The organism is Pseudovibrio sp. W74 (assembly GCF_001623085.1).
Lineage (GTDB): Bacteria > Pseudomonadota > Alphaproteobacteria > Rhizobiales > Stappiaceae > Pseudovibrio.
On the sequence record NZ_LMCJ01000017.1, the window covers coordinates 100,169 to 117,668 of the forward strand.

The following is a 17,500-nucleotide window of genomic DNA, read 5'->3' on the forward strand; positions in this document are numbered from 1 at the left end:
TGCAATCCATGCTCCCGTTAATGCCCGGCGTTCCGGCTCTGCTTGCTCCACCAGGAGGACACCGGAGGCGGTGTATTCTCCGGCGACAGCAATACCCTGAATGATCCTTACCAGAACCAGAAGTATGGCTGCGGCGATCCCAATCTGACCATATGTGGGTAGCAGGGCAATCGCGAGTGAACCTCCGCCCATCAACAGGACGGAGATCATCATGGCGGCCTTGCGGCCCACACGATCTCCAATATGACCAAAGATTACACTGCCGATAGGGCGCGCTGCATAGCCGACAGCCAGCACGGCGAATGCAGAAAGCAGTGAAGCCACTCTGTTTTCTAACGGGAAAAATTGGGTGGCAATTGTTGCCGTGAGAAAGCTGTAAACGGTGAAGTCATACCATTCCAGAACGTTTCCACTCGTCGCAGCGATGATTGAACGTGGTGTTAGCCTCGTTTGCGATCTGGACATTCAGCCACCCTTTGTTCCGAGAGCTCGAGGCCTTGAAGTGCGAGCACGTGACAGAGCAATGATTAGCAGCATTCTCTTACGGAAAAGGTATCGTGGGTGGTTGCCTGCCTTACTTCGCCAACATGGGGTAGGTGAAGAAGAAGATATGGGTGAGGTTGACGAGGAAGTGGACGCCTATGGCGGCTTCTACACGACCTGATTTCCAGAAGGTGGCGCCGTAGAACAGCCCGGCGACGAAGGCAAAGGCTGCATAAGGCAGGCCTCCATCCAGATGGTAGTAGGCGAAGTGGAGTGAGGAGATCACGAGTGCCGCGGTGCCTGCCCAAAAACTGCGACCGAGCTTTTCCATCAGCTGGCCCATGATGAACTGGCGAAAGAAGACCTCTTCTGCCACGCAGGTGAACAGCAGGTTCGCAAAGATCCAGATTGGTAAGAAGGGCACCAGTTTCGGGTCGAACACCACCAGCCCTGCGGCGTAGGTTGCGCCGATCAACACTGCCGCTGCCGGAATGAAGAACAGCAGTGTTATGCGCAGGCTGCGGAGCCAGTCTTTGGCTGTGCGGATGCGGGGGGCTGCAAAGAGAAACAGCAGGAAGCCCAGAGCTGCCTTATCGAAATTGAGGTAAAGCGAGTATGGCACAGCATCCGGGCTGGTTTTTGCACCAGACAGGACCTGAAGATTATGAAAGCCGGGAGCTTCATGCGTCATCACCAGATGCCCTGCCAGCAACAGCAGACCAACCATCACATAATAAAGCCAGACAGGGTGCTTTTGCTGGAAGAGGACCGCACAGACCACAGCCCAGCTGAGAACGAGCAGGAGCCCGGTTGCATTCAGTACGCCTGCGGTGACTGCAAGGACTAGTGAGAGAGCGAATAAGGTGAGCGGCACCCATCGCTGTGTGATGAGTGGGACGCTTGCGATAGCTAACCCGAGACTAAGATAGGCACTCAATGAAAGCGGCATGATGAAACTTTGTGGGTGTCGCAATGGGCAGAAAAATGAACTCTCTGAAACTGTGAGGTAAAGCTGCCGCTAAGTCAAATGTGCAATGGTTGGGTTGCGTGGAAGGAAGCATCACCCGGCCTGAACTCAGCGGCCAGATACCGGGGGATGCGCGTTTAAATGCTCTGGAAAATAATCGGGGTGCTAAACCAGAATTTCCTCTTTCAGGCTGCTCACGAAACCAACGGTGTCGTTGAACTCAGCTTCTGGCAGGCTGAAAGCTTCCAGAGTGGCTTTCAGGTGGGCTAAAAATACGTCCCAATCTGCTTCGGTGATACCCATGCCGGTGTGTGTGATCACCATGTCGCGGCCTGTGTAGTACAAAGGTCCGCCCGCGCTGTTTGCCAGATAATCAATCAGGAGCTGCTTTTCTCTGGCGATCCCATCATCACCGCGGTTCTGCCAGAAGCGTCCGAGCAGCTCATCGCTCTGTAGGCGTGGGAGGAGGTTGTTGACGACTGCAGAAATCGCGTCATAGCCGCCGAGGCGTTCGTATAAAGTTTTTTCGCTCATAATTCAGACCTTTTGTCCTAGGGGGTTAAAGGGCTGAGGCTAAACATCATTTAGGTAAATCTACTTGATGAATGTTAAGTCTGCATATTTCATGGATAAACAGGCTCAGGTCACTCATTTGGTTAGAGTGGATAGTGTTAACATGTTGAAATTGATGGTATTTTGTGTGTGAGAGAAGGGGGTTTTGAGGTGATATGAGCACCGATTAGGAAACCGTGGGCTCTTCACGGTATTTCACAGTGTTTTGAGATTTTGAGATTGATTACAATGAGGTAGCTTTGTTGCCATCCTCATACGTGGTTGCTAGACACTTTGATGTGATCGCTTTTATGATCATAATGATTTTGACCTTGTAAACCGAGAGAACTCCTATGATCCGTTTTGTTGCATTGCTTGTTTCGCACACCATAGTGCTTGTTGTTGGCTTTGCGCTTGGGATCTACTTCCTGCCTATCCTGACTGCACCGGATTCTCCTGAGACTGCCGTACTGGAGCAGAAAGCACAGAACGCGCAATATTCTGCAGAGTTTAACCGTGACCTGCGTGGCAGTGATTTCCTGCATTGGGGTGAGGGCAAGGTGAGTATCTCTCCAGAGATGATCGTTCATCAGGGTCGTCTTGCTCCGGGGCCGGATTATAAAGTTTACCTCACTACTGAGTTTGTTGAGCACGAAGATGAGTTCCTGCCGATCAAGGACAACTCTGTGCTGATTGGCGACGTCAAAACCTTCGACGGCTTCCTGCTGAATGTGCCTGAGGGCGTTGATATTGAGACCTACAACACCGTGCTGGTGTGGTGCGAAACCTTTGGTGAGTTTATCTCTGCTGCGAAGTATCGGTGAGGTGATGGAAGCTGTAGATACGATGTTCTAATCGTTCTTTAGAACCTTCATGTTTCGTGTTACTCGTGGCTGATGAACAATGAAATCAAACAATGTGTAGAGTGTGAAAGTTCATTCTTTGTTGAATCTTCAAAGATGGTGGACCTATGCAATGAATGCTCGCACATTATTCATGGGTACCCGCACTGCGATCATAAGTTCGCTGATGGGGCCTGTGTTGAGTGTGGTTGGGATGGTTCACGTTCTGAGTACACTACGATTTTGATTAAGCGTTACAACATACCTGATGATGAAACTCAGTAATGAGATTTCAAACTATGCATCAAACGTAATCTTCTTACTAAAGTTTTAAGTCTGCTGCCAATGACACCTACTCAAGATATTGTTGCCTCGCCACATGATGTTCTGAAAAAAGTATTTGGCTACGACGCGTTTCGTGGCAATCAGCAGGTTGTGATTGATAGCGTAATGGCTGGTGAGAGCTGCTGTGTGTTGATGCCGACAGGGGCAGGTAAGTCGCTGTGCTATCAGGTGCCTGCCTTGTGTCGCCGTGGAGTGGGTGTTGTCGTTTCTCCGCTGATTGCGCTGATGCAGGACCAGATTGCGACACTGCGCGAGCTTGGGGTGCGGGCGACGTCCATCAACTCAGCGCTTTCTCGTGAGGACATTCAGACCGCTTATCGGGATTTACGGGCTGGGGAGCTGGATCTGCTGTATGTGGCGCCGGAACGGTTGGTGCGGCCTGAGTTTGTTGGTTTGCTGGAAGAGCTGAACCAGCGTGGGCTGATCGCGCTGCTGGCGATTGATGAAGCGCACTGTATCAGCCAATGGGGCCATGACTTCCGCCCTGAGTACCGAGAGCTGACCAATGTACGGGCGAAGCTTGAGGGTGTGCCTTGTTTGGCAGTGACCGCAACGGCGGATGAACCGACGCGGAAGGACATTCAAGAGCGTCTCGATCTACCGCGCCTGATTTCCTCCGGGTTTGACCGGCCTAACATCACCTACACCGTGGGCATCAAGAGTAATCCGAAGCAGCAGTTGCGGCGTTTCCTGAAAGATCGGCCAGCTGGCGAAAGTGGCATCATCTACTGCCTGTCGCGCAAGAAGGTGGAGGAGACGGCTGCTTGGCTGGTTGATGAGGGCTTTGATGCGCTGCCTTATCATGCTGGTTTTGACAGTTCCGTACGCGAGGCCAATCAGGATCGCTTCATCAAGGAAGAAGGCATGATCATGGTGGCCACGGTCGCGTTTGGTATGGGCATTGATAAGCCCAACGTGCGGTTTGTGGCGCATCTGGACCTTCCCAAGAACATTGAGGCTTATTATCAGGAGACGGGCCGCGCTGGGCGTGATGGCCTGCCGTCTGAGGCGTGGCTGGTCTATGGCATGCAGGATGTTGTGTTCCTGAACCAGATGATTGACCGAAGTGAAGCGCCAGAGAGCCAGAAGCAGATTGAGCGGCAGAAGCTGCGGTCTTTCCTCGCTTACTGTGAGACGGCGACCTGTCGGCGCTCTGTTCTGCTGCGCTACTTTGGCGATGAGTGCGAACCGTGTGGTAACTGCGATACCTGTTTGAATCCTCCGAAGACTATGGATGGGACTATTGCCGCGCAGAAGCTGCTCTCCTGCATTTTGCGCACGGGGCAGAGCTTTGGGGCGAACTACGTGATTGATGTTCTGCTTGGTAATGCGAGTGAGCGGATCACCTCCCGCGGGCATGACCAGTTGTCGACGTTCAACATTGGTGGTGAGTTCGACAAGATCAAGTGGAACGCGATTGCTCGGCAGCTGCTGGCTGCTGGTTTGATCTACGCTGATCATGATGCTCATGGAGCTTTGAAGATGACAGCTCTGGGTATGGAGTTCTTGAAGGAACGCCGGACTATTGAGCTGAAGGTGGATCAGCTTGCCAACTCTGCGAAGATGGAGCGCCGGACTAAGACGCCAGCTAGGGCTCAGATTGAGGACATTGCGGATCAGGAGCTGTTTGAGAAACTTCGGGCGCGGCGGATGGAACTGGCGCGAGAGCGGAATGTGCCTCCTTATGTGATCTTCAATGATAAGACCCTGATTGAAATGGCAGTAGAACGCCCGCAGCGGTTGGAAGAGATGCTGGAAATCTCTGGTGTTGGCGAGTCCAAGCTGGAACGGTTTGGCCCTGACTTCCTGGAGATCATCCGCGATTAGAAAAAACAAACCCCACTAACCTGATTGTTAGTAGGGTCTGATCTGCGTGAGTTGCAGGGTTTTTGAGGTTTCTAGGGTCAAAAAATCAGCGAATAGAGTACGCCTGCGCTGACGGCCATTCCCAGGATCACGACCAAAAAAGCGGCGATCATCTGGTTTTTGAAGAGGGACTTCAGCAAGATAACCTCTGTCAGGCTGGCGCCTGCGCTGCCGATGATGAGGGCCATGATTGCGCCGAGGCCCATGCCTTTGCCTGCAAGTGCTGCGGTGAGCGGGATCACGGCTTCTGCTCTGATGTAGAGCGGGATGCCGATGATAGCGGCCACAGGGATTGCGAGTGGATTGTTTTCACCCGCCCAAGAGGACACCAGATCTGTTGGCATGAAGCCATAGATCATTGAGCCGATGGCGATGCCGCCGATCAGGTATGGCAGGACTTTTTTGAAGTCTGCCCATGTTGAGTTCCATACCCTTGCCCACTTGTTTTGAACTGGCGCGCTTCCGCCGCAGCTGCTGCTGCATGAAGAGGTGGATGGGGCAGAGTAGGCTTCTGGTTTCACAAACCTCTCAAAGCCAAGCTTTTCAAGCGTGTAACCTGCGATGATGGAGACCGCCAATGCGATGGTGAAGTAGAACACTGTGACTCCCAGACCGAAAGTCACCGCGAACAAGCCGATGATAATCGGGTTAAGCAGTGGGCTGGCAAACAGGAACACCATCATGGTGCCAAAGCCAGCACGGGCACGGAGCAGGCCTTTCAGGAACGGGATGGTGGAGCAGGAGCAGAATGGGGTGATGACGCCAAGCGCTGCTGCTGTGACATAGCCTTTGCCGTTTTGACTGCTGAGGATCTTCTGCACGCGGCTTGGCGGAATGTATTCCTGCAAGATGCCGACGAAGTAACTGATCGCCAGAAAGAGGATCGTCAGTTCCACAGCAAGCACTGCGAACATTTCCAGGCTGCTTATGAGCATTTCAGAGGACAGTGACATTGGGTATGATCCTTATTACGATATTTCCGGATTTGTCGAAATAATAGAATAATAGGTTTTCATGTCAAGATATTTCTAGTAATATCGAAATATAAGAAATTCTGGTGAATGAGATGGATATCGAAAAAACTGCTAAGGCCTTGAAAGAACTTGGACATGTAACGCGTCTTGCAATTTATAAGCGGCTTGTGAAAGCTGGCTATAAAGGCCTTGCCGTGGGTACATTGCAGGAGGAACTGGAGATTCCGGGCTCAACACTGTCGCATCATCTGTCTGGTTTGGCCTCTGCAGGCTTGATCAAACAGCGGCGCGAGGGGCGGGTGCTTTACTGTGTTGCTCAGTTTGAGCAGTTGGATGAAGTTCTGCAGTTTTTGCGAGCTGAGTGCTGTATCGATGACAAGTTTTATACGGATGACGACGGTCTTAAAGAGCTGAAGCGTGGCTGATCTTTGAAAGAGGCTTAGTTGAGTTTCTCTGACTTGATGGTCAGCACGGAGGAGTTACAGTATCTGCATTTCACAATTGCAGGTATTTAAAGTGGTTGATCAGATTGAGTTTGTGCAGGCTGTAGCGGAGAGCACCAGCTTGCAGGAGGCTGCACAGAAAGCGGGCGTGTTGTTCTCAAAGTTTCCCGGATACAAGCTGTTTACGCTTACCGTGACGCATCCTGACGGGAGCCATGTGGTGCGGTTGTTTTCCAGCGCGGAAGGCTCTTATGGCACCTCTGGCACCAAGCCGATTGAAAAAGAAGGTGGCTGGTATGAGCGCGTGCTTGTGCAGCAGAAGCCGTTTCTTGGATACACCATTGAAGATGTGAAGGACTACTTTCCCGACCATGAGAAGATCGCAGCCATGGGGCTTGGTGCAACGTTGAACTTGCCTGTGGTGGTGTCAGGCGAGGTAATTGGCACGGTGAACTTGCTGGATGCAGACCATGCCTACACGGAAACAGATGCGGAGAAGAGCTTTGCGTTGTCGCAGGCGCTGGCGCCGCTCTTTTTGAAGGCGCGGGAAGAGCTGGCTGCGGTTTGATTTCAATTCATCTGTTTTCGCTTAGTGGGCCTTTACCTTAAGGCTCGAAACCTTCCATTTTCGCCGAGTTTCTCCCGATTTGTTTCTCTCAGGGTAACCATGAATGGGGCATGAAAGATGCTCCATTCCGTCCGCGTTCTGCGCTGGCACCATGCAACCCCTGAGAGACGAGCGGTACAGGCTATGGCTTCTGGTGGCGAACATGAGCAATTCGCTGGGCATCTTCCTATCTTCATCACTGCACCGGGCAGTACAGATGTTTTGATGGTGGTCACCATCTTCATCGCCATTGGTGCGGTGTTGCTGGCGGGTGTCTTTTACTTTTCCCTGCATGCCCTGCCAGAGAAGATGGCACACAAGTATGGGCGGTCGCATATGCAGATCGTGGCCTTACTGGCGGTGTTGGCGTTGTTTACGCACAACAACTACTTCTGGATTGCAGCGCTGTTGCTGGCTGCGATTAACCTGCCGGATTATGAGACACCGCTTAACACCATCGCCAACTCTTTGCGCAAGACGATAAAGGGGAAGAAACAGAATGATTGAGTTTCTTCTTTGCTCGCTTGTGACGATCCTGCCGGACTATCTGTTTCGTCGCTATAAGCAGGGTAAGCGGATCGGGCACGAGATTACGTTTTTTACGGTGTGGTATGAACTGCGCTGGGGGATTACCGGGGCGCTGATGCTGACCATTGCGCTGATCACGCTGGTTTTCTTCTATCACCCAACCACGTCCAACGTGCTGTCGCTTTACCGCACTGTCTCCATCCTGCCGGAAACGGCGGGGCGGGTTGATCTGGTGGTGGTGGAGAACAACCAGCATGTGAAGGCCGGGCAACTGCTGTTTACGCTGGATTCCTCTACTGAGAAAGCTCAGGTGGATACGGCGCAGAGTGAAGTAGATGAAATTGATGCTGAGATCCAGCTGGCGAACTCTGAGCTGATCAGTGCGGAAGCCATGATCTCTCAGGCGCAGGGCGCCTATAATCAATCCGTCAGTGAGTTGGAGCGGACGCTGGATCTGCAACGCCGTAATTCTGATGTTGTGACGCAGAAAGAAATTGATACGCGCGAAAATCAGGTGGTTGTGCGCAAAGGACAGCTGGATGCGGCTGTTGCTAACCGGGATATCGTGCAGACGAAGATTACCGTGAGCCTGCCTGCACAGCGGACCAGTGCGATTGCGCGGCTGCATCAGGCGGAATCCGCCTATCACAAGAAGTTTGTTTATGCTGGCGTTGATGGCGTGATCACGCAGTTCATTCTTCAGCCGGGTGATATTGTAAGCCCGATCCTACGTCCTGCTGGTATTCTCGTACCTTCTACGACGGGGTATGGGCGGTTTCAGGCGGGCTTTGGGCAGATTACTGCTACTGTGATCAAGGTTGGCATGGCGGCAGAGATCACCTGTGCATCGCGGCCGTTTGAGGTTATTCCGATGGTCGTGGTGGACACACAGGACTTTATCTCCTCAGGTCAGTTCCGTCCGACGGATCAGCTGGTGGATGCGCAGGATGTTGCGCGTCCGGGAACCTTGCTGGTGATCATGGAGCCGCTTTATCCCGGTGATACGAATGGTATTCCTCCCGGCAGCAAGTGCATTGCCAATGCCTACAGCAATTATGGTGAGCAGATTGCAGCGGGTGAGTTTGGGTTCTGGGGCGGCCTTTACTATCACATGGTAGATGCTACCTCGATCATGCATGCGTTGATCTTGCGGTTCCAGGCGTTGGCCTTCCCAGTCAAGGTGTTGGTGTTATCCGGTCATTAAAGCAGTTCGCATTTAAGTTGAAACACCTGAACTGCTTTAGTCTTTGTTTTTGCGTATCTTTATCCGAAAATCGGTTTCCACTTTTCGGAGACACGCTGTAGTTACTTAATCTGGAGAGAACCTATGGATCTTATCTATCTCATTATGGTTGGCGCCCCGACACTTATGCTTCTCGGTCTGGGGACCGTCTCAATGTTTGCTCCGTCGCACATGACGAAGAACTTTGCGCTTGAGCCGGTTGGTGTTGCGGGTCTGAGCACGATCCGATCTGTGATTGGTGGGCTGTTCTTATCAAGTGTTGCGCTTTTGATTATTGGGTTTGTGACGGCGCAACCTCAAGCCTATGTTGCCGTTGCCATTTTGCTGGGTGTTGTTGCGCTGGGCCGTGTTGTCGGCTTGCTGGCAGATGGATTTGTAAAAGAAGTTGTTCCACCGCTTATTGTTGAGCTCGTTCTTATCGCAGCCTTGCTTGGTGCTTTCTTACGGCCTTTCTAAGAGGACCAATGCTCCTTTAAGGGCTTGGAGTTTTAGGCGGTGGGGAACCAGAGTTCTCCGCCGCTTTGCATTTTCTAATGCGTCGATAAGCTAGCGTGAACTGATCTTCAACCAGCGGAAGGCTTGGTCAAGGTAAGCAGCACCGTCAGTGGTTACAGGATTTCCGTGTGCGACCACGACCGCTTTTGTCGGCCAGCCGAGAATTTTTCTGAGTGCTTTTCGGGCTGTTGTCTTATCGCGGAAGGCGACGCGGAACTTGCGTGGCACACTTGGTGTTGGTTCTGTCATCAAATCGAGCCGTGCAATGAGGGCCCGCCATCCTCTGAACCATCCTTTAGGAAACTGCTGCAACAGGTCTGTGAACAGCGTGGTTCTGCTGGCTTTGTGAAAGAACACCACCTCTGTTGTAATGGAGTTGCCACCCACGACAGACTGGGTAATCTCTGTTTGCCAATCAGCCTGGGGCGTGTTGCTCAGGGTAGAGCTGAAGGACAGATCTGGTCTCTTTTCAGCCAGACCAGGGGCGGCATGGAGTTGGGCCTGAGGATAAGCGATGGCCCATTCCGCAAGGAAGCTGTCGTGCAGATGGTTTGGTGCGATGATGTGGCGAACGGGGCCGAGCGCATCTATTTGGTCTTTCAATTTATCTGACAAAGCTATGGGCGACCAGATGAAGAGCTCGCCATTTTGCAGGCGAATGACCGCCATGCGGGTTGAGTAACGAAAGCCAAGTGCGGCTGTGATGACTGGTCCACTTGCCAACCATATTTCCGGAGCGAATGAGTAAAGCGTTGACATGACGTTCCTCATTGTGGAAGTCAGGCGCGTGGTATTTTGTGCCCTATGGTCATAATTCTAGAATATCCCGGGATGTGACGAAACCATCTGTTTTGCCAAGAGTGGAGGACAAAAGTGGGATGAATGCCAGCTTGATGAAGGGAATTCATGCTCATTTGCGAAATTGAATAAAGTATAGGGGTAATAACCTATAATATATCCACAGTCACAAATACGCGGTTTGATAGCAAAACGTTTACATATATCTCGTGATAAACTAAGCGGTGGCCTATAAGACCTCCTGTCTTATTAAGATCTGCCGAGTATGCCTCGTATACATCGCACAGATTTTGCGACCAGAACTCTCTGATTTACTTCTCGAAGGACTCTAAGACGATGTCTTGGGAAATGCTTTTCACCTTCTTCGTATTGTTTGCAGCCGTCATCCTGTTTGTCTCCGACAAGCTGAGACTGGACCTTGTTGCGATCATGGTGATGTTGGCGCTTGGGCTGTCTGGTATTCTGACGCCTGCTGAAATGCTTTCGGGTTTCGGATCCACGGTTGTTATTCTGATTGCCGGATTATTTATTGTTGGTGAGGCGCTGGCTCAAACCGGGATTTCTTATGCGGTGGGAGACAAGATCGTTCAGATTGCGGGGGATCAGGAGTGGAAGCTGATCGTTCTGCTGATGCTGACGGTTGCGGCGCTGGCGTCTGTTATGAGTGTGACCGGGGCAGGGGCGATCTTTATTCCGGTTGCTATCCGCCTTGCGAGCCGCTCCAACCTTTCTCCTTCGCGGCTGCTTATGCCACTTGCTTATGGAGCGCTGATTGGGGGGATGCTGACGCTGATCGGGACGCCGCCCAACCTGATTGCCAATGCTCAGTTGCAAAATGCTGGTATGGAGCCGTTCAACTTCTTCATCTTTACGCCGATCGGGCTCGTTATTCTCATTGTCGCAGTGATTTACATGCTGGTGTATGGGCGCCTGTTTTTGCGCGGTCAGCAGCGACCACAAGGGGCGACGGAGCAGGGGCGCCGGACGCTGCAGGGGTTTTTGGAAGCCTACGATATTGAAGACAAGATTGTCCGCTTGCGGGTCCGTGAGGATTCTGAGCTGGTTGGGCAGACTGTTGTGAGCGCGAAGCTGCGGCGGCGGATTGGGCTTACACTGTTTGGGTTGGAGTATACCTCCACCACGACCAAGCGGTTGAAGGTGACATCGACCCAGACAAACCGTGCCTTCAAGGCTGGTGATATTGTGTTTGGGGTGATGCAGGAGCCTATCAGCGGGGATGTGTTTGCCTGCATTGGGCTGGAGCTGTTGCCGATGGGCGAGGAGGGGCATCACCTTTCTGCTCGTGAGCTTGGCATGGCGGATTTGATCGTGGCGCCGGATTCCAAGCTGATCGGCAGAAAGATCAGTGGTGCCGGGTTTCGGACCAACCACAACCTGAGCGTTGTTGGGCTCATCCGTAAGGGGGAAACTCTGCACGGGAACTTTGGGAACATTGAGCTGAAGTTTGGGGACCAGTTGCTTGTGGTTGGGGACTGGGAGAACATCAGCAAACTGCAGGCGGCGCGCGAGAGTTTTCTTCTGCTGGCGTTTCCGGAGGAGATCAAGAACTATCTGCCGCGGCGCAAGCTGGCGCCTGTCGCGCTTGGTATTCTGGCGGTTATGCTTGCGCTCATCATTTTCCGCGTGGTGCCTAGTGTGACGGCGGTTGTGCTGGCGGCGACGGCTATGGTGTGTGCGGGGTGTGTTTCGGTCAATCGGGCTTACACCTCCATCAACTGGCCCAGTCTGATTTTGATTGCGGGGATGATGCCCATGGCCACCGCTTTGGAAAAGACGGGGGGGCTGCTGTTGATCGTGGACCAGATCGTTGGGCTTTATGGCGATAGTCCGCCTTATGTGATGCTGATGTCGCTGTTTTTGCTCACCTCTGTTTTCAGCCAGTTTACGTCGAACACGGCGACGGCGGTGCTTATCGCGCCTGTTGCGTTTGAGGTGGCTGCTATTATGGGTGTGCGGCCTGAGCCGTTTTTGATGAGCGTTGCGATTGCGGCTTCGACGGCGTTTTGTACGCCTGTGGCCTCGCCCATCAATACGCTGGTGATGGGACCGGGGAACTACCGGTTCAAGGATTACGTGGTGATTGGCGTGCCGCTGCAGATCATGGCGCTGGCGATTGCCACCCTGCTCATTCCGGTGTTCCTGCCGTTCTAGCTGAGGTTCAGGATCCAGTCTTCGTATTGTCGGCCTTGCTTGATTTCTCCCTGAGCGGCTGCGGTGATCTCAAAGGATTTTGAGCGCACCTGGCGAGGGGAGAAGCCGAAGTATTGTTTGAACATACGGCTGAAGCTGCTTTCATTCATGAAGCCAAAGTCCAAAGCGACCTGATAGGTTGCTCTGTAGGCGTTGCGCGGGTCTAGCAGTGCGCGCAAGACGGCCTTCATGCGCCTGTCGCGGATGTATTTGCTGACGCCGCCGAAGGACAGAAACAACTCGTAGAGTTTGCTGCGCGATACGTTTATAGCGCCGCCGAGATAGTCCGGAGACAGGTTGGGGTTGGTCAGGTTTGCCTCGATAATGCGGCGGGCGCGGGTCATCAAGGCCAGATTGACACCTTCCTGCCCTGCCTCGCTTTCATGAGGCATTCCATTCAGGCATGCTGCAATCAACCCCATGGTTGCGGGCACGAGTTGCTGGGCTTGCTGCATGTTTAGTTTGCTGGTCTGGGCGCTGACTGAGGAGAGATGTTCGCGCAAAATCACGTTTAGTGGATGGGCCGCCGGGAGTGTTTTTAAGTTGCTGTCATCCGGGCTGTGCAGCAGGGGTGCAAGCTGCTCGCGTGCAATCAGAATGGAGCGATTGCTGTAACTGCCCGAGATTGAGCCACCTTCCTGTGAGAAATCCAGAAAAATGCAGTCACCCTTGTTGAGGTTGACGCTCTTTGGTCCTGCATAGAATTCGGCGTCGCCCTCATCATGAACCATCAGCAAATAATGATCTACGCCATCTCGCGCCATGGCCGCATTGGTGCGGTTGGCGATGTGGGCCTGCGCTGTCACCTGAGAGAGCATGAGGGAATCGAACAGTACAGACTGGATCTCACCGAAGAAATCCAGCTGATCCTCGCCGCGGTGAATTTCCGCCTCGCAAAGACAGGCTAAGCTCTCTCGCCAAAATGCAAATCTGTCTTTTCGCCGGATGGAATTTAATGAGAATGAGTTTCTTGGTAGGCCGACGATCGGTTCCGTTTGAATTGCCTCACTCAACGGCCCGCCTCCTGCTGCATGAATGCTTTAGACATGCATACTATGTGATGTATTTGACAAGTACACAACTGCAGGCACCTATATAATTTAGTAGATGCCTATGGCGTTCAGGAGGGTTTTGAAGCCTCAGTTATCACGAGCAAAAATGCGTTCCTCAGCCTGCACCTTCAAGACAGTTGCGACGGTTTGCTTCTTACCACCTGCAATCGGTTTTGCATCAGAAACAGGTTTGTTATCTGCACCCTCAATATTTTGGGAATACTGCGATGAGTTTGGGCGCTTTAGAGTTGCGTGACCGACTTCAACGCACATGAGCAATATGGTGGTGGGATGTTCTATCTTGGGATTAAAGGCAGGTTGGGCAGAGCGAAGTTTTGGTTGTTTAACCTGTTCTGGATTGGCCTGTTTATGTGTGGTCTGGTGTTCATGATTGAAGTGTTCCCGATCGCTTCTCACCCCGTCCCAAAGACCCTGGCAGTTCTCATGTCCATTGCCCTTTACTACATCCAGTTTTCGCTAATGATCAGGCGCTTGCATGACATGGGAAAATCCGGCTGGTGGTTTGTTCTCTATTTCCTTGTTCCGTCCATCTACTTCGCCATCCTCCCAACACTCCCGGAATATGCTGCCTCACTTGTCGTCAGTCTTGTGTTTGCATTCGTGGCAATGGGCGGACTGGCGAACGTTGGTTTTGCAGCGGGGACTAAGGGACCGAACAAGTATGATGTTGAGGCGGTCCCGGTAGCTGTGTGAGCTAAGGTTTTGTAGCTTAGGTGTAGAGGTGTGCTTATCCGAAAACTGGTTTCTGCTTTTCGGAGATACGCTGTAGGTGAAATTTTGTGCTCGTCGTAACTTGGATTTGTCATGGGTTTGTTGAGCCCAATTTACCGGATTTCAGCAGAGCGGCGAATGTCCGGTTTAGGGAAGTTCATTGTATAATAACGAAGACAAACTGCTTGTATCTTCGATGCGGGCATCAGCGATCTTTCCAAGATAGTTGGCCAAAAGGTCAAATACTGTTCTGATCCGTGGGCTTGTTTGAAGTTCTCTGTGAGTAACCAGCCAGATAGGGAACTCCATAGAGGGCAGGTCTACGAGTACTTTTTCGACAGAAGTTTCAACTTCTCCTAAGACCTCGGGCAGCATTGAAATCCCATGACCAGACTTCACCATTTCCCAAGTGACCATACTCGAACACGGCTGCATCACGAAGTTTGCGGATCGGAGGGGGATGCCCATGTTGTTCATCGGCGCAATCAGACGTTCAGGATCGGGGATGCCCACAAAATCATGGTCTACCACATCTTCTTTTGTGCGTGGTCGACCAACTCGTGTCAGGTAGTCGCTTGAAGCGTATAAGTTGGCTCTCAAGTCTCCAACATGGGTTGCTATCAGGTCACTTTGATCTGGTCGGGCGTGTCGGATCGCGATGTCTGCCTCGCGTAACATGAGGTCCTGGATTCCACTGGACTCGTTAATGCGGATTGTAATGCCGGGAGCCTGGCTCCGCAGTTTAGACAATATGACGGGCAAAAAGGCTGCTGCCATAAGGTCGGTTGCGGTTAACACGACTTCCCCGGTAATATTTTGCGACTGACGGTCGGCTGCCATCGACAGGAGCGTTGCAGCCTCACCCATGGAGCGTACGTGGGCTAAGAGTTCTTGCCCCGCTGGGGTCAACGTTTGCCCTTTAACAGTGCGGTCAACCAGAGTGACACTGAGTGAAGCTTCGAGAGCGGATATCTGTCTGCTGATTGTTGGCTGTGTCGTATCTAATGCGCGAGCCGCAGCACTGAACGACCCTTCTAAGGCGGTAGCGTGGAACGCTCTCACTTGGTTCCAGTCGAATGATACGGCCTGCCAGTTCATCGATTTACGTATACACAACCAACGTATTTAGTCAATAGAACGACCATTGGTGTATGGGTATTATGTATGAGCAAGGGACGACAGGAAGCCTTGGCTTTGTTGCAGCTGATTGTGACTATCAAATCCGACCGCGCAACAAGGCGTAGATAAGCAACTAGAAAGACTCAGTAGGACATTGACGTGGAGCTCACAATTGCGACGAAGCGCTGCAAGATCACGTTCAAAATACAGGAAAGACAGAATGAGCAAATTGGAAAGGTTTTGGGATCAATCCGCTAGCAACTATGACAACACAGAAGAGAAATTTGAGTTCATTCATAGTCGCAGCCGCGAGAACACAAAAAGACATCTGAAGGATACCGACATTGTGTTGGACTACGGATGTGGAACAGGCACAACCGCCTGCGAGATTTCCAGCTTGGTTCACAGCGTGCGCGCGATTGATATCTCAACCGGGATGATCGAAATCGCAAAGGCAAAGGCCACAACAGGTGGCATTGCCAACGTTGATTTCGAACAAGCTGATATCTTCGATGAAGAGTTCGAGAGTGGTTCTTTCGATGTGGTGTTGGCATTCAACATGCTGCACACAGTGCCTGATCCGGAAAGTGTTGTGCAAAGAACGGTTGAACTGCTGAAGCCTGGCGGGTTGTTTATTTCTGTAACACCTTGCTTGGGTGGCAAAAAGTCAGCCTTGGTTACACTGCAAATTTTGTTGGTCAAAGCGTTGTTAAAGGTTGGGGTTATTCCCGTGCCCATTCGACAACTCAAGAGTGCAGACTTGGACGATCTGTTGGATGATGAAAGGTTGCAGGTCATTGAGACTGAGGAAATTTTCAAGGGTGCATCGAGCTATTTTGTGGTTACAAAGAAGGTATCCTAGTCAAGCGCCTGGCACACAAACGCAGTATCCGCCTTTCTGTTGGAAGTTGCCCTTAGTATTAATATCGTTCGTGAGCTGCGTTCTTTATAGTTGTCATGTTTCGCCTCACAGCGAACTAAGGGTCGTTCGAGCAGTTGCAGCGAAGATCTACTTCGTCCGTATCGAGTATATGGATGGTGCTTGAATGGAGTGCTATCCATACCTCACGACTGTTGGAAGAGTATACAATTAAAAAAATGCAAATACATAAAGCCGATGAGTTTTCTGCACTGAAGCGACTGTCAGTAATTGATCAGAGCAACGTGCTTCTATTGTGAGGAACTTAAGTTTCGTATGCTCCTATAACAACGGCGTGACAGAAACTGCCCCCAAACCCCGCCTTTTAATCTCTCACCTCACTACAACGTAATGTCTTCCTGTTAGACGTGGGCGCGATTGCTCCTGTTGGTGTCTAAAAGGAACCCCTGCTGATGATCGATATGATTATCGTGGCTGGCTATTTGGTTGGCATACTTGTGGTGGGGTTGTGGGGTGGTCGGATTCAGCGGGGGCTGAAGGATTATGCGACGGCGGGGCGTGAGTTTGGGGCTCTTGTTATCTTCGCCACCATGTCCGCCTCTTTTATCGGCGGGGGCTTTTCTACCGGAAATGCGGAGAAGGTGTTTTTATATGGCGTTGCCAACATTGTGGCGCTGTGGGGCTTCAGCTGTAAAGAGATTGCGGTTGCCACGCTGATTGCACCCAAGATGAAGGCGTTTCCTGATGCGGTGTCTGTTGGGGATGTTATGGGCAAGGCCTATGGCAAGCTGGCCAGACTGACCACGGGTGTCTGCGGTTTATTGTTGTGCTGCGGTATTGTGGGCGCGCAGGTTGGGGCGATTGGCGTTATCTTCAACGTGTTTTTTGGGTTGGACCGGTTCTGGGGCATCGGGATCGGCTGCGGCATTGTTATTCTTTATACCACGCTGGGTGGTATGCGGGCGGTGGTCTATACCGATGTGGTGCAGTTCGTTATTCTTGCGATTGGCATGCCGCTGGTGCTGGGCTTTGGCATTTATCAAATTGGCGGTGTTGATGCGCTGTTTGCGGCGGTGCCGCCAGATCATCTAAGCCTGCCTGGGCCGGACTTTGGCTGGATGGGGCTGATTGGGCTTATTCTTGTCTTTATGTTTGGGGAGACTTTGGTGCCTCCTTATATGCAGCGCTTGCTGGCGGGGAAGACCGCGTCTGCCGCGGCGCGCGGTACACTCTATTCCGGGCTGTTCTCTTTTCTCTTCTTTGCAATCACCGGAGCCATTGGTTTGGTGGCCTTTGCGCTGGACCCGGACCTGAACCCTAATAATGCCATGGCCTTTGTGATTGTGAGCGTTATGCCGCCAGT

The 17,500-nt window shown here is 52.0% G+C and carries 18 protein-coding genes (1 of these 18 only partly in view); 11 read left to right on the top strand and 7 right to left on the bottom strand.

Annotated elements, in window-relative coordinates:
- The 3 genes from PsW74_RS29300 to PsW74_RS11775 form a co-directional block, all read right to left on the bottom strand.
- On the bottom strand, window positions 1-465 hold a 465-nt coding region (locus tag PsW74_RS29300; RefSeq protein ID WP_208987948.1), incomplete at its 3' end, for an MFS transporter.
- A gap of 109 nt (window positions 466-574) precedes the next feature.
- Window positions 575-1,432, bottom strand: coding sequence for a CPBP family intramembrane glutamic endopeptidase (locus PsW74_RS11770; RefSeq protein ID WP_063286065.1), 858 nt, complete (start codon window positions 1,430-1,432; stop codon window positions 575-577).
- A gap of 183 nt (window positions 1,433-1,615) precedes the next feature.
- A complete protein-coding gene (locus PsW74_RS11775) occupies window positions 1,616-1,984 on the bottom strand; it encodes a group 1 truncated hemoglobin (protein ID WP_063286064.1) in 369 nt (122 codons plus the stop codon).
- Between the two features lie 371 nt (window positions 1,985-2,355).
- On the opposite strand from PsW74_RS11775, the gene PsW74_RS11780 reads away from it, so the two are divergent.
- Both PsW74_RS11780 and recQ read left to right on the top strand, forming a co-directional pair.
- Entirely contained in the window at window positions 2,356-2,826 is a 471-nt protein-coding gene (locus PsW74_RS11780) for a DM13 domain-containing protein (RefSeq protein WP_063286063.1), read from the top strand.
- Window positions 2,827-3,189: 363 nt separating this feature from the next.
- Window positions 3,190-5,016, top strand: a complete 1,827-nt coding sequence (gene recQ / locus PsW74_RS11785) for a DNA helicase RecQ (RefSeq protein WP_063286062.1) — start codon at window positions 3,190-3,192, stop codon at window positions 5,014-5,016.
- 77 nt (window positions 5,017-5,093) lie between these two features.
- Here the strand turns inward: recQ and PsW74_RS11790 are convergent, their stop codons facing one another.
- On the bottom strand, window positions 5,094-6,008 hold the full coding sequence (locus tag PsW74_RS11790) for a permease (RefSeq protein ID WP_063286061.1): 915 nt from the start codon (window positions 6,006-6,008) through the stop codon (window positions 5,094-5,096).
- Window positions 6,009-6,121: 113 nt separating this feature from the next.
- On the opposite strand from PsW74_RS11790, the gene PsW74_RS11795 reads away from it, so the two are divergent.
- From PsW74_RS11795 to PsW74_RS11815, 5 genes are all read left to right on the top strand, one after another.
- Window positions 6,122-6,454, top strand: a complete 333-nt coding sequence (locus PsW74_RS11795; RefSeq protein WP_063286436.1) for a metalloregulator ArsR/SmtB family transcription factor — start codon at window positions 6,122-6,124, stop codon at window positions 6,452-6,454.
- A 91-nt stretch (window positions 6,455-6,545) separates the two neighbouring features.
- Entirely contained in the window at window positions 6,546-7,040 is a 495-nt protein-coding gene (locus tag PsW74_RS11800; RefSeq protein ID WP_208987949.1) for a GAF domain-containing protein, read from the top strand.
- Between the two features lie 117 nt (window positions 7,041-7,157).
- Window positions 7,158-7,586: a hypothetical protein gene (locus PsW74_RS11805; protein ID WP_208980968.1), complete on the top strand. Its 429-nt coding sequence runs from the start codon at window positions 7,158-7,160 to the stop codon at window positions 7,584-7,586.
- A complete protein-coding gene (locus tag PsW74_RS11810; RefSeq protein ID WP_063286059.1) occupies window positions 7,579-8,811 on the top strand; it encodes a biotin/lipoyl-binding protein in 1,233 nt (410 codons plus the stop codon). Before PsW74_RS11805 ends, PsW74_RS11810 begins: the two co-directional genes overlap by 8 nt.
- A 123-nt stretch (window positions 8,812-8,934) precedes the next feature.
- Window positions 8,935-9,306 (top strand): DUF4345 family protein, encoded by a 372-nt coding sequence (locus PsW74_RS11815; protein ID WP_063290185.1) that lies wholly within the window; start codon window positions 8,935-8,937, stop codon window positions 9,304-9,306.
- Window positions 9,307-9,396: 90 nt separating this feature from the next.
- On the opposite strand, the gene PsW74_RS11820 is transcribed toward PsW74_RS11815, so the two are convergent.
- Window positions 9,397-10,104, bottom strand: coding sequence for a DUF4336 domain-containing protein (locus PsW74_RS11820; protein WP_063290184.1), 708 nt, complete (start codon window positions 10,102-10,104; stop codon window positions 9,397-9,399).
- Window positions 10,105-10,479: 375 nt separating this feature from the next.
- Between PsW74_RS11820 and PsW74_RS11825 the strand changes: the two genes are divergently transcribed.
- A complete protein-coding gene (locus tag PsW74_RS11825; protein WP_063290183.1) occupies window positions 10,480-12,315 on the top strand; it encodes an SLC13 family permease in 1,836 nt (611 codons plus the stop codon).
- Here the strand turns inward: PsW74_RS11825 and PsW74_RS11830 are convergent.
- Window positions 12,312-13,367 carry a helix-turn-helix domain-containing protein gene (locus tag PsW74_RS11830; RefSeq protein ID WP_063290182.1) on the bottom strand — a complete coding sequence of 352 codons (1,056 nt, stop codon included), beginning with the start codon at window positions 13,365-13,367 and terminating at the stop codon, window positions 12,312-12,314. The genes PsW74_RS11825 and PsW74_RS11830 overlap by 4 nt on opposite strands.
- A gap of 291 nt (window positions 13,368-13,658) precedes the next feature.
- Here PsW74_RS11830 and PsW74_RS11840 point away from each other — a divergent pair, with 291 nt between their 5' ends.
- Complete coding sequence (locus tag PsW74_RS11840) at window positions 13,659-14,120, top strand: DUF805 domain-containing protein (RefSeq protein WP_208987950.1); 462 nt, start codon at window positions 13,659-13,661, stop codon at window positions 14,118-14,120.
- Between the two features lie 165 nt (window positions 14,121-14,285).
- Here PsW74_RS11840 and PsW74_RS11845 read toward each other — a convergent pair whose 3' ends face one another.
- The gene (locus PsW74_RS11845) at window positions 14,286-15,200 is read right to left on the bottom strand and encodes a LysR family transcriptional regulator (protein WP_244271788.1); all 915 of its coding nucleotides are present in this window, start codon (window positions 15,198-15,200) and stop codon (window positions 14,286-14,288) included.
- A gap of 277 nt (window positions 15,201-15,477) precedes the next feature.
- On the opposite strand from PsW74_RS11845, the gene PsW74_RS11850 reads away from it, so the two are divergent.
- Both PsW74_RS11850 and PsW74_RS11855 read left to right on the top strand, forming a co-directional pair.
- Window positions 15,478-16,119, top strand: a complete 642-nt coding sequence (locus PsW74_RS11850; RefSeq protein WP_063290178.1) for a class I SAM-dependent methyltransferase — start codon at window positions 15,478-15,480, stop codon at window positions 16,117-16,119.
- Between the two features lie 470 nt (window positions 16,120-16,589).
- On the top strand, window positions 16,590-17,500 hold the 5' portion of the coding sequence (locus tag PsW74_RS11855; RefSeq protein ID WP_063290177.1) for a sodium:solute symporter family protein. It continues 466 nt past the right edge of the window; 911 of the gene's 1,377 nt are visible here — the first part of the coding sequence; its start codon is at window positions 16,590-16,592; the stop codon falls past the right edge of the window.